Source organism: Oceanobacillus sp. J11TS1 (assembly GCF_018333215.1).
In the GTDB taxonomy this organism is placed as follows: Bacteria; Bacillota; Bacilli; order Bacillales; family Amphibacillaceae; genus Oceanobacillus.
Genome location: NZ_BORO01000003.1, coordinates 13,523 through 26,827, shown reverse-complemented (window position 1 = coordinate 26,827; position 13,305 = coordinate 13,523). Strand labels below are relative to the sequence as shown.

Annotated in this window: 10 protein-coding genes; 8 read left to right on the top strand and 2 right to left on the bottom strand. The window is 39.5% G+C overall.

What is annotated here, in order from left to right; all coding sequences use genetic code 11:
• The first annotated feature begins 136 nt into the window (after nucleotides 1-136).
• The 3 genes from KI343_RS03525 to KI343_RS03515 all read left to right on the top strand — a co-directional run bounded on the left by KI343_RS03525 (nucleotide 137) and on the right by KI343_RS03515 (nucleotide 5,062).
• A complete protein-coding gene (locus KI343_RS03525; RefSeq protein WP_244856696.1) occupies nucleotides 137-1,288 on the top strand; it encodes a M20 family metallopeptidase in 1,152 nt (383 codons plus the stop codon).
• Between the two features lie 100 nt (nucleotides 1,289-1,388).
• Nucleotides 1,389-2,831: a YfcC family protein gene (locus KI343_RS03520; protein WP_212925063.1), complete on the top strand. Its 1,443-nt coding sequence runs from the start codon at nucleotides 1,389-1,391 to the stop codon at nucleotides 2,829-2,831.
• Nucleotides 2,832-3,058: 227 nt separating this feature from the next.
• The gene (locus KI343_RS03515; protein WP_212925062.1) at nucleotides 3,059-5,062 is read left to right on the top strand and encodes a methyl-accepting chemotaxis protein; all 2,004 of its coding nucleotides are present in this window, start codon (nucleotides 3,059-3,061) and stop codon (nucleotides 5,060-5,062) included.
• Nucleotides 5,063-5,200: 138 nt separating this feature from the next.
• Here the strand turns inward: KI343_RS03515 and KI343_RS03510 are convergent, their stop codons facing one another.
• Nucleotides 5,201-6,088 (bottom strand): fructose bisphosphate aldolase, encoded by an 888-nt coding sequence (locus KI343_RS03510; RefSeq protein WP_212925061.1) that lies wholly within the window; start codon nucleotides 6,086-6,088, stop codon nucleotides 5,201-5,203.
• A gap of 220 nt (nucleotides 6,089-6,308) precedes the next feature.
• On the opposite strand from KI343_RS03510, the gene KI343_RS03505 reads away from it, so the two are divergent.
• Nucleotides 6,309-6,698, top strand: coding sequence for an RDD family protein (locus KI343_RS03505; protein WP_212925060.1), 390 nt, complete (start codon nucleotides 6,309-6,311; stop codon nucleotides 6,696-6,698).
• A gap of 62 nt (nucleotides 6,699-6,760) precedes the next feature.
• On the opposite strand, the gene KI343_RS03500 is transcribed toward KI343_RS03505, so the two are convergent.
• Nucleotides 6,761-7,078, bottom strand: a complete 318-nt coding sequence (locus tag KI343_RS03500; RefSeq protein ID WP_212925059.1) for a hypothetical protein — start codon at nucleotides 7,076-7,078, stop codon at nucleotides 6,761-6,763.
• Nucleotides 7,079-7,294: 216 nt separating this feature from the next.
• On the opposite strand from KI343_RS03500, the gene KI343_RS03495 reads away from it, so the two are divergent.
• The 4 genes from KI343_RS03495 (at nucleotide 7,295) to acsA (ending at nucleotide 13,216) form a co-directional block, all read left to right on the top strand.
• Nucleotides 7,295-8,842, top strand: a complete 1,548-nt coding sequence (locus tag KI343_RS03495) for a solute symporter family protein (protein WP_212925058.1) — start codon at nucleotides 7,295-7,297, stop codon at nucleotides 8,840-8,842.
• A complete protein-coding gene (locus KI343_RS03490) occupies nucleotides 8,839-10,581 on the top strand; it encodes a LytS/YhcK type 5TM receptor domain-containing protein (RefSeq protein ID WP_212925057.1) in 1,743 nt (580 codons plus the stop codon). The genes KI343_RS03495 and KI343_RS03490 overlap by 4 nt, the downstream gene beginning before the upstream one ends.
• Before the next feature lie 14 nt (nucleotides 10,582-10,595).
• Nucleotides 10,596-11,348, top strand: coding sequence for a LytR/AlgR family response regulator transcription factor (locus KI343_RS03485; protein ID WP_212925056.1), 753 nt, complete (start codon nucleotides 10,596-10,598; stop codon nucleotides 11,346-11,348).
• Between the two features lie 182 nt (nucleotides 11,349-11,530).
• The gene (gene acsA / locus KI343_RS03480; protein ID WP_212925211.1) at nucleotides 11,531-13,216 is read left to right on the top strand and encodes an acetate--CoA ligase; all 1,686 of its coding nucleotides are present in this window, start codon (nucleotides 11,531-11,533) and stop codon (nucleotides 13,214-13,216) included.
• Nucleotides 13,217-13,305 lie beyond the last annotated feature (89 nt).

Below are 13,305 nucleotides of genomic sequence, written 5' to 3'. Positions count from 1 at the left end.
TTATCTGAGGAGTATTTATGTTTATAATTTTTACCATTTTCTTCGGAACCATGTTATAATTCAAAAAACTAAATAATTTTACAATGATATAGCATAAAAATACATTTTATTTATGAAACAGGAGGAATTTCATCACATGTCATTAGAAGAAAACTATAAAGCAATACAAGATGAACTTATTCAAATTAGCAATCAATTATATGAAAATCCAGAATTAGGCGATGAAGAATATGAATCGATGAAATTACTGGTGAATTATTTACGTTCTTATGATTTTGAGGTGGAGACAGGGATTGTTGATCGCCCAACTGCTTTTCGAGCGGAGTTTGCTAGCGGCAAGCGGGGACCAACAATTGCCTATTTGGCGGAATATGATGCATTACCGGGAATTGGACATGGTTGCGGTCATAATTTAATTGCTACATTTGCGGTCGGGGCTGGGGTTATTCTGCGCCAGTATGTAGAAGAAATCGGCGGAAAGGTAGTTGTTCTAGGTACTCCAGCAGAGGAAACAAATGGCGCGAAAGTACCGATGAGTGAGCAGGGGACGTTTGATGATATTGATGTAGCTATGATGGTCCATGGTGCGGATGTATCTTCGGAAAGCGGTCCGATGCTGGCAATGGATGCGCTCCAATTTGATTTCACAGGGAAAGCAGCACATGCAGCAGCATCCCCCGATAAAGGAATTAATGCGTTAGATGCGGTTATTCAATTATTTAATGGAGTTAATGAACTTCGCGAGCATGTTCCAGATGATGTGCGAATGCATGGAATTATCACAAAAGGCGGAGAAGCAGCTGGAATCGTACCGGCAGAAGCTACTGCGCAATTTTACATTCGTGCCGATGAACGAGAAATGGTAGATGAAGTAGTGGCGAAAGTGAAAGATATCGCAGAAGGAGCATGCTTGATGACGGGAGCATCTTTGGAGATTTCCAACTATGAGCTAAGCTACGATAATATGATAACGAATCAAACCTTATCGGATACATTTACAAAGCATTTAAAAGCATATAGTGCTAATCCGGTTTACCCGGCGGTTCCGGCAACAGGATCTGCAGATATGGGGAATGTTAGCCAGGTTGTCCCATCCATTCATCCTTATGTTGGTTTAAATGAACCGGGACTTGTTTTTCATACCAAAGAATTTGCAGAAAAAACCATAACACCAGATGGAGAAGCAGCTATTCACGATGCTGTCCTATCCTTGGCACATACAGGCTACGACATTATATGCAACAAAGATTTACTACACGCGATTAAAGATGAATTTAAACATCGATAAGGATGATATGGATATCGTAACAGGTAGTTTATTTCTTTATTAAACTATCTGTTTTTTTATATTGAAAAGTCCCAAAAAAGAGAAAAAAGGAGGGGTTACCATGAGCGGCGGTATAACAACATTTAAGAAAAACACACAGGAGCCAAAGAAGAAAAAATGGGAATTCCCACATGTTTTTGCGCTTATGTTTGGATTGATTATCATTATGGCGGTATTAACATACTTTATCCCAGCTGGTGAGTATGAACGCGAAGTAAAAATGGTCAATGATACAGAGAGAACGGTTGTTATTAATGATACATACCATGAAGCAGAAGGAAGCCCGACTGGATTTTTTGAAGTTTTTCAAACCATTCATAAAGGGATGACGCAAAGTGCGGATATTATTTTCTTTATTTTTATTGTCGGAGGGTCTTTTGGAATATTAAATGCAACAAAAGCTATTGAAACAGGGCTTGCTAATCTATCCTTAAAAATGGCAAATCGAGAAATCTATTTGATCCCTGTAGTGATGACGTTATTTGCTTTGGGTGGAGGAACTTTTGGAATGTCGGAGGAGACGATTCCATTCATTATGATTCTAGTACCCTTAGCAATGAAGCTAGGTTTTGACTCTTTGGTTGGTACCGGAATGGTTATTATTGGCTCCTGTGCAGGGTTTACAGCATCATTTATGAATCCATTTACTGTTGGCGTGGCACAAGGAATTGCTGAGCTTCCTACCTTCTCTGGAATGGGTGTCCGTTTTGTAATGTGGGTTATCTTTGTAGCATTTAGTATCGCTTTTGTGATGATTTATGCGAAAAAAGTAAAGAAGCATCCAGAGAAAAGTTTAATGTACAAGATTGATAAGAAAAGAGATTTAGATGATTCTTTAGAAGGTCAATATACAAAGCTGACTGCCAGACAAGGGATAATTATCGGATTATTAGTAGCTACCATTGTTATTCTGGCAATCGGTGTAATCTATTTTGACTGGTTTATTATGGAGATAGCTTCTCTATTCTTAATTATGGGGATTATCGCTGGTTTTGTAGGAAAACTTCGCGTGAATCAAATTGCAGAATCCTTTATAGATGGTTGTAAAGAGCTTATTGTCGGGGCGTTAGTTGTCGGATTTGCATATGGAATTCTTGTTGTCCTAGAAGAAAGTAATACGATCGATACAATCCTATTTGCTGCTTCAAATCTAGTAAGTCAGCTTCCTACTACTTTTTCTGCAATGGGAATGTATATTTTTCAAGCCCTTCTTAATTTCTTAGTACCATCAGGCAGTGGTCAAGCAGCATTAACGATGCCAATTATGACACCATTATCTGATTTAACTGGAGTGAGCCGCCAAACTGCTGTATTGGCCTTTCAGTTAGGAGATGGAATCTCGAATGCTATCACGCCAACATCTGGTGTATTAATGGCGTCATTAGCGATTGCAAAGATTCCTTGGACCATTTGGCTTCGCTGGGCGCTGCCGGTGATTATTCTTTCTTACCTTGCTGGAGCAATTATTATTACGATTGTTCATATGTTTATTTGGACGGTTTAACTGGAATATGAAGTAGGGATATCCGCCTTCTAGAGGGATTTTTAACTTGTTTAAATAGAAAAGCATATCTTCCTATTTTCATTGTAAGAAAGTTTTTTAGATAAAACATCTGACTTATCTCATTTATTAGATTATTATAACTTTGAAATATCCTCTTAAAGTAGCAATACTTTCGACCGATATAAGGTTTAGGATAAAACATTTACTTATATCAGGAGGATATCGACTTGAGAGAAAATAAAAAGCAGAAAGAAAAATCATTAAGTTTAAGAAATAGACTGATCATCTCGTTTTTAATTATTCTATTAGTTCCTAGCATCGCTATTGGGACTATATCATACCTAAGTGCAAAATCGAATATAGAAAATAGCATGGTAGATTCTGCTCAGAAAAACGTAGAGATTATGAAACAAACGATTGATCAATTTATGACTGACCAAATGGACCATATTGAGTATTTATCTAATGCCATTACCCCAACTGATATTAAAGACAACAAGGACGAAGCAACAGGTAAAATTTTACTGGATGTACAAAATGCTAAGGATGCTGCTTTTGAGCAAACCTATGTAGGGACAGAAACTGGGGAATTTATGAATTACCCGACATCGTTTAAAAATCCACCTGATTACGATCCAAGGGAAAGGCCATGGTATCAGGGAGCGATGGAACATAAAGGGGAGATTTTCGTAACGGCTCCATATGTGTCTGCCTCCTCTAATGAGACAGTGGTCACTATTTCCAAAGCTACTGCGGATAATAATGGTGTGGTTGCTGTGAACTTAGAATTAGGAAGCCTTACGGAAATTATCAATTCCGTTACTATCGGTAAGGATGGTTATTTATTCTTAATGGATGAAAACCAGAAATATATTAGTCATCCGGATATGGAAGCCGGAACAGAAGCATCTGAATCGTTTATCAGTAAATTATATGAATCTGCTGAAGGGAAGTTAAGTTACAACTATGATGGCGTTCCAAAGCAGTTATCTTTTGCTACAAGTGATATTACCGGCTGGAAAATCGCAGGAACGTTGTTTGATAGCGAAATCGCGCAAAATGTCAGCCCGATTTTAAACACGACTTTACTCGTAATTATTGGTGCACTTATTCTGGGCGGAGCAATCATTGTATATATCATTCGTTCTATCTCTAAACCAATTAACCACTTAGTCGATGCTAGCAATACAATGAGTCAGGGCGATTTAAGTGTCACTGTAGACTTAAACCGATCAGATGAACTTGGTAATCTAGCTCTATCCTTTAACAAGATGCGTGAGAATTTAAATGGAATCATTCAGCAAGTTCGAGATAGATCTAACCATTTAGCTTCTTCAGCAGAAGAGTTAAATGCAAGTACCGAACAAAACACTTCGGCTACGGAACAGATTTCCGCTTCGATGCAAGAATCTGCGGAGGGGATAAATAGTCTTAATAATAGTATTACCAATAGTTCGAAGTTAGCCAAAGAAATGACAGCGTCTATTTATAATATCGAAACCAGCTCGAATGAAGTTTCTAATACAGTAACAGACACAATGGAAGCAGTAAAGGAAGGGAATACAGCCTTAAGTACGACCATTAACCAAATGGAGTATATTAAGAAAAACACCTATGAGCTATCCAATAGTATCCAAGGGCTCGGTAGCCAATCAGAACAAATAAGTAAAATTGTTGATGTTATTACGGATATATCAGAGCAAACGAATTTACTTGCACTAAATGCAACAATAGAAGCGGCAAGGGCCGGAGAACATGGTAAAGGATTTGCCGTGGTAGCGGATGAAGTTCGAAAATTAGCTGAGAAATCATCCGACTCTGCTGATCAAATCAAAGAAATGATTAATTCTATCCAAAATGAAACAACGGTTGCAGTGTCCTCCATGAAAGCTGCAACAAAAGAAGTGGAAAAAGGGATTGATGTAGCAAACAATGCAGATAAATCATTTACAAATATAACGGCTTATGTTGATTCCATAACCAACCAAATTATGCGGGTCAATTCTGAAATTCAAGAGATTTCTTCAGCTACAGCACAATTTACAAATACTTTTGAAGAAGTTGCATCAATTGGAGACACGGTTTCACAAGAAGTAGAAAATGTTTCTGCCTCAACACAACAGCAACTTGCTTCCATGGAAGAGATTGCAAACTCTGCATCCGATTTAACAGGTGTTGCAGAAGATTTACAACAGACTGTAGAAAATTTCAAGTTATCTAATCACGAATAATCTATATACAGGCTGTTCTGTTATTATTGACCGGAAGTTTGTATAACTCACACCTATAAATAACTCCCTGCAAAAATCGTATCTTTTGCAGGGAGTTATTTTAAATACAGTTAAATTAGAAGCTTATTGATCCAACTATTAAGAGATAGAAGCCTCATAAATGGAATCAACGGCTTTTTTCAGAGCTGCGTCAAATTCTTCTTGCGATTGATTTGCATTTAAATCCTGACTTAATGCCCTTGAAAAGCTTGCAATAAGCCCTTTGTTGTCTTTCAATTTTGCATTGGCATCGTCTGTGGAGTAGCCACCAGATAATGCAACTACACGTACAACATTTGGATGATCAATCAGTTCTCTATATAAGTTATTCTTCGTTGGAATAGTTAATTTCAGCATCACCAATTGATCGGAATCAAGTTGGTTTAGATGATCTAAAATTTCTTTTTTCAAGCGTTCTTCACTGTCTTCTTTAGAGGGGCTGTGAATGTCCACTTCTGGTTCAATAATTGGTACTAGCCCAGCAGCAATAATTTGTTTTCCAATTTCAAATTGCTGATCAACTACTTTCTTAATACCCTCTGGATTATCTTCTTTAATAACGGAGCGCATCTTTGTTCCAAAAATATGGCGTTCATTCGCGCGCTCTAATGTTTCTTGTAAATTATCAATTGGCTTCATTAGCTGAACGCCGTCTTTTTCCTCAGCAAGCCCTTTGTCCACTTTTAAAAATGGTACAATACCTTTTTCTTCAGCAAGATAATCACCTGTATACTTGCCTTCGATTTCCCGATCCATGGTTTGCTCAAAAAGAATCGCACCAATGATTTGATCGGAATTAAAGGAAGGAGATGTAATAATTCTTGTTCGCATTTCGTGAACTAAATCAAACATTTCTTCCTCTGTTTTGTATGCATCTTCTGGGATTCCATAGGCAGCTAGAGCCTTAGGTGTACTTCCTCCGCTTTGATCAAGTGCTGCGATAAATCCTTTACCATTTTTGATTTTTTCTAATTGATTTTGCTGCATCACTTTCACTCCTTTTTTAGTTGAGCCAATAACGGCTATTTAAAAAATAGTCTGAAGTAACTCTCAACTCTATTGTAGCACTAAACAAAAATAGTTTATAGTAATTCGCAACGGGAAAACGTTTATTCAATAAATAAAATAGACAATTCAAAAATCATTCTATAGTATGGAAGGAAAGAAATCTATTATTGAAATACACGGAAGAAGGCGAGGAGATGCCATGAAAACAATTACTAAAAAGAGAATGCAGGCTAATCTTATTGATTTAGCAGTATCAACAACGGTTACTTTAGCAGCAGAAGCGCTTTTAAAAAAGAGAATAAAGAGTCAAGTATTTCATAATCTAGTAAATCCAACTGCTGTTATGTGGTCATTGGAATATGCCCAATTAAAATCCAGCGGAAGAACGCTCGGTTACAGACAGGCAGGTTTAAAGCTGGAGAGTGTAGATGGAGAAAAATTATCCAGCAGTCAGATTATCAAACGTATGATATATCGTGATTTCATTGGGGGATTCAGCTATTTGAAAAATCGTAAAGCGTTTGAAGGGGAAGATGGCAGCCAATTTCCGTATGACCTTTCTGTTGGAGTGAAAGTGAAGGAAGTGTAATTGTTAAATGTAGTAAAATTCACTGCTTCGGCCGAAGTCAACAGAACCCGCTGTCTTTCAGCTTAATTGTTGACTTCTTTTTCGTGCTCCAATCCAAGGCCAACACGCTCCAAAAAAGAGAAATCCGCTCCAACTAGGCTACCCGCTCCAAAAAAGAGAAATCCGCTCCACCTCAAGGCCAACACGCTCCAAGATAGAGAAATCCGCTCCACCTCAAGGTCAACGCGCTCGAAAAAAGAAAAATGCGCTCCGCCCCAAGGCCAACGCGCTCGAAAAAAGAAAAATGCGCTCCACCCCAAGGCCAACGCGCTCCAAAATGGAGAAACTCGCTCCGTCCCAGGCCAACGCGCTCCAAAAATAGAGAAGGTCGCTCCACCCAAACAGCCCCCGCCCCATCAACTATCCCTTTAGTAAAACTCCACCAGCCCCAAAGGCATATCTTTACTTATCTTTTCGCATCCTATACAATTTATAGTAGAATAAAATGATAGAATTTAATCAATTTTTACGCATTTAAAACTTGTGGTTGTTATAGCAAGAGGATTCCAATTCCAATCGGCAAAATATCATACCCCACAAGAACTGAAGGTGAATTTATGAACATTACCTATTTGCTGTTTTTTCTTTGTATTGTAGTTTGTACTTTAATTATTACTTACTGGGCGGCTAGACAAAGCAAAACGACCAATCAGTTCTATATTGCTTCTGGCAGTTTAACGGGTATACAAAATGGAATGGCTATTGCAGGGGATTATATTAGTGCGGCTTCTTTTCTAGGGATTGTCGGAACCATTGCAATCAATGGATTTGATGGTTTTTTGTATGCGATAGGATTTTTAGTTTCTTATATAATTGTCTTGTTCTTTATTGCTGAACCGGTACATCGTTTAGGAAAATATTCATTAGGGGATGTTGTTTGCGCCCGCTTTCCAAGCTATAAAATGCGGGGTACCATGGCTGTTGGTGCTCTAATTATCTCCATTTTTTACATGATTCCGCAATTAGTGGCTGCCGGATTGTTAATACGTTTATTGCTAAATATTAATTACTCAACTGCTGTTTTAATCATAGGAATATTAATGACAATTTATGTCGTATTTGGCGGGATGTTTGCTACTTCATGGGTACAAATCGTCAAAACTGTATTGCTTTTATCCGGGACATTTTTGCTTGCGCTTATTGTATTGTCTCGGTTTAACTGGAATTTTTCTAATCTTCTGGAACAAGTTGCGATTGGCTCACCCTTGGGGGAACAATTTTTATTACCAGGGCATTTATTTAACCAACCTTTGGAAGCGATTTCTCTACATATGGCATTAATTCTTGGTACTGCAGGGCTGCCGCATATTTTAATTCGGTTATTCACCGTTCGAGATACAGTGGAAGTGCGTAAATCACTTTTAACGGCAAGCTGGATCATTGGCGTATTTTATTTGATTGCCCTTGTGTTAGGCTTAGGTGCCGTTGCGTTAGTTGGATATAAGGAGATGGTCTTGCTAGATCCGTTCGGGAATTTGGCCGCACCATTATTGGCAGGAAATTTGGGCGGTGATTTTCTAATGGCTTTTATCGCTGCGATAGCATTTACAACTATTGTTGCGGTGGTAGCTGGTTTAGTAATTTCAGCAACAACCGCTTTTTCGCACGATATTTATTACCATATTATTAAAAAAAGGAATACATCGGAAAAGAATCGTGTTCGTGCTGCACGCTGGACAGCTTTTTTTATAGGCCTTCTATCTACATTACTTGCACTAGGATTGCGGAATATGAATGTAACGTTTCTTGTCTCTTTGACATTTATTGTTGCGGCGTCTAGTAATCTGCCAGTACTTTTATTCACTATCTACTGGCGGCGATTTAATCAAATGGGAGCTATTACCGGAATGGTCTCTGGCTTAACAGCATCCCTGCTGCTTTTGTTTTTGGGGCCGCATGTGATGAATGCAGAGGGGGGATGGTTTGCTATAGAACCGCTTATTCCACTCTATAATCCAGGGATTATCGCGATTCCAATCGGATTTTTAGGAGCATATTTGGGAGCGATTCTATCAAAGAAAGACCAAGGTAATACGGTGCCATTTCAATCATTCTATCTGCAGGCACAGATAGGTATCGGTGGTGTAAGGAGAGATCGTCCGTGATAAATTTGACAATCATTTTATTTGAGCGTTTAGGTTTATTGTTGGTTATCGCCTTTGTCCTTACGCGAAGTCCGGGGTTCAGATCGCTGCTTTACCATGAATTTAGTTTCAAAATGGCAGGTATTCATGCATGTGTATTTGGTTTGTTCGGGATTGCCGGAACAATAACCGGGGTAATAATAGAAAGTGATTTCACCGTCATTCATGAGTTTGTCTGGAATGTCAAGGACAATCAGATGGTGGTAAGCTCCAGTTTAGTTGCTATTGTCATTGCTGGATTATTAGGGGGACCAATTGTTGGCCTTGGGGCGGGGATTATTGCTGGCGTGCACTTGTTTTTCCTTGGCGGGATTGGTTTTCTTGCTAATAGCCTTGTGAACCCGCTCACTGGAGTATTAGCAGGTTTTACAGCCCGTTTTTTCTCGCAGGAACGTGTTATCTCACCGATGAAAGCATTATTTATTGGAATCTTTCCCCCTATTTTATTGATGCATTTATTACTTATTTTTGATTCGCAGGATAGGGAAATGATTACAATGATAAACACAATTGGGCTGCCGGTTGTGTTATCCAATAGTATTGCCATTGCCATTTTTACAGCAATGATTGCTATTGTGTTGAGAGAAGAGGAAAATGAAGCAGCATTTGCAACAAAGCAAGCATTAACTATTGCTGAGGAGGCGCTCCCCTTTTTGAAAGAGGATTCCTTTCAAGAAAAAGCAGAAGGCATCGCCAATCTGCTATATGCGCGATTGAAATTAGCAGCTGTTACGGTAACAAATGAAAATGAGGTGATGGCCCACAAAGGACTGGGGAGTGATCATCATAAAATCGGAAATCCGTTAACAACACAAATATCACATCGGGCGTTGGAATCAAAGGAGATACTTGTCGCTTACTCCCAAACAGAAATTCAATGTATCGATAAAAACTGTCCATTAGAGGCAGTGATCATCATCCCGATATGGGAAGCACATAAAACAATCGGGTTGATAAAATTATATTTTCGCAAGGCACAGCATATTCGCCCGGTAGAGTTGATGCTCGCGGAAGGGCTTGGACAATTAATCGCCAATCAATTAAAAACCATCAAAGCAGAAAGGATTGAATTACATACACGCGATGCAGAGTTAAGTAATTTACAAGCGCAGATTAACCCGCATTTTCTATTTAATACACTGCACATGATCGCAGCGTTGTTTCGTAAAGATCCCGAAAAAGCAAGGCACATAACGGTTCAATTAGCACACTTTATGCGTTTTAACCTGAAGCTGGTGTCCACACGCCTTGTGCCTTTGGAAAAGGAATTGGATCATGTGAAAGCGTATGTTGCGATTATCCAGACGCGATTTACCACTCAATTACAAATAAATATTTTAGAGCCGCCAGAAATTTCCCGCCTATCCATTCCGCCGTCCTCGATTCAGCCGCTTGTTGAGAATAGCGTCAGGCATGGATTAGAGCACGTTACAGAAGGAGGCAGAATTGATGTGAATATGGAACAAATAGAGAGAGGGATGAAAATAACAGTACGGGATAACGGGCGGGGATTTCCCGAAGAAATTTTACCACAGGCTGGAGAGGTAGTTTTCACGGAAAAACAACATGGCGGAACTGGTTTATATAATGTAAATCAACGCTTAATTAATCTACTTGGTGAAAAAGCCCGTTTACATGTACGTAATTTACCTGCAGGCGGGAGTGAGGTTTGTTTTACGATTCCCTATAATGAACGCTAGAAAGGTAGGTTTTTATGAAAATCCATACGATGATTGCGGAAGATGAACTTTTGGCGCGTGAAGAGTTAATTTATTTATTGGATCGGGAAAAAGACGTGAAGCTTCTGCCAAGTGCAGAGTCTGGCGAGCAGTTAGTTGCGTTATATAAGGAGCATGAACCGGATGTTATTTTTTTAGATGTTCATATGCCGGGCATGCGCGGTGTAGAGGCAGCCAAGAAAATAATCGATATTGCTTATGTGAAAGCCCCCTTATTTGTTTTTACTACTGCGTATGATGACTATGCAGTAGAAGCATTTGAAATAGAAGCGATTGACTATATGCTGAAGCCATATGATACGGAAAGGTTCCAAATAGCAATGAATCGTATTCGTAAACGGATGCAGCAATTAGAAAGGAAGGACCATCAATTATTCCATCAAGGTATCAATTCAACGACGAAGCTGCTAATCGATGATAATGATCGGACGGTTGTTTTGTCTCCGGATGCAATTTATTATGCTGTACCATATAAGCGAATGCTGGAAATTCATACGGAAGAGAAGGTTATTTATAGCAGAATGACCTTACAAGAGCTGGAGAAAAAACTGCAAGGCTTTGCTTTTTTTAGAGCGCATCGCAGTTATCTTGTTAATTTAAACCACGTACAGGAGATTACCCCATGGTTTAATGGAGCAAGCAATATCACGTTGCGGGATAATAAAAAGACGACCATTCCAGTTAGTCGATCTGCAAGAAAACAGCTTTTTGATTTATTTGGGAATTAACCGTTAATAACTAAATTCCAACCGTTTAATCGTCATATGAAACGGTTGAAGCAGATATTCTTACAAGCTCTTTCATCTTCCGTTATAATTATTGCAATCGCTTACAAGTTTAATCGGTAGGTTATAAAGGGAGGTAGTGCGGAGTGAGTGAGCTTATTGCAGCCGTAAAGGAGAAGGTGAATATGCCTGATTATGAACAGGCATATAAGGAATTTCAATGGGAAGATGTGGAGAAAAACTTTTCCTGGTATGAAACTGGAAAAGTAAATATGGCTTATGAAGCAATTGATCGCCACGCAGAAAGCTGGCGGAAGAATAAAGTTGCCCTTTATTATAGCGATCAAGAAGGGGATGAAAAGTATACGTTTCGTGAGTTGAAGCGCTTATCGAATCAATTTGGTAACGTCTTGCGAAGCCTTGGAGTTGAAAAAGGCGAGCGCGTATTTTTATTCATGCCGCGATCACCGGAACTTTATATTAGTTTGCTGGGAATTTTAAAAAATGGCTCCATTGTCGGCCCATTATTTGAAGCGTTTATGGAGCAGGCCGTTCGTGATCGATTAGAGAATAGCGATGCGCAAGTTCTAATTACAACAAAAGAACTTTTACCGCGTGTCCCGTATAAAGAACTCCCGCATCTGAACCAAATTATTTTAGTTGGTGAAGGGGAGTTGCCGGATAATACGGAGGATATTACTTTCTATCATTTTGAAACAGAGATGAAGAAGGCGTCTTGTGATTTCGAGATAGAGTGGGTTGATCGCGAAGATGGTATGATTTTGCATTATACATCTGGTTCAACTGGAAAACCAAAAGGGATTTTGCATGTTCATAATGCGATGATTCAACATTATCAGACTGCGAAGTGGGTATTGGATTTGCAAGAAGAAGATATTTACTGGTGTACAGCCGATCCGGGCTGGGTAACCGGAACATCATACGGAATTTTTGGTCCATGGTTAAACGGTGCATCGAATCTAGTGCGGGGCGGCCGGTTTAGCCCGGAAGATTGGTATTTAACAATTGAAAAATACGGGGTCACTGTGTGGTTGAGTGCTCCTACAGCGTTTCGGAGACTTATGGCAGTAGGGGATAATGTTACGCAAGAATACAATCTAAGTTCATTACGACATATTTTAAGTGTCGGTGAGCCATTGAATGCAGAAGTGGTTCATTGGGGAATGAAAGTTTACGGGTTGCGGATTCATGATCATTGGTGGATGACGGAGACAGGTGGGGTTATAATTGCCAATTTTCGTTCCATGAAATTGAAACCCGGCTCGATGGGGAAACCGTTTCCGGGTATTGAGGCGGCGATTTTAGATGATGAAGGGAATGAACTTCCACCAGGCCAGATGGGGAAACTATGTGTAAAAGCTGGTTGGCCATCGATGCTTCGTGCGGTATGGAAAAATGAAGCGCGATTCAAGCAATACTTCCCAGTGGAAGGCTGGTTTGAATCAGGTGATTTAGCTTCTAAAGATGAAGATGGGTACTTCTGGTTTGGAGGCAGGGATGATGATGTTATCCAAACTTCAGGTGAACGTGTTGGTCCATTTGAGGTCGAAAGTAAGCTTGTTGAGCATCCTGCAGTTGCAGAAGCCGCAGTAATCGGAAAGCCGGATCCGGTACGCGGAGAAATTATTAAAGCATTTGTTTCCTTAAGGGATGGCTATACGAAAACAGATGAATTGCAAGAAGAGCTTCAATTATTCGTGAAGCAAGGACTTGCAGCGCATGCAGCGCCGAGGGAAATTGAAATTCGTGACTTCTTACCGAAAACGCGAAGTGGAAAAATAATGCGCCGTGTATTAAAAGCCTGGGATCTCGGTTTACCGACGGGTGACTTGTCCACAATGGAGAAATAAGAGCTGATAAATGAATTCAAGGAGATGAATGGGACTTCAGATACCGAGAATGCGGGACTGAAAAAAGCGTTTATCTCTATATCCGAGGA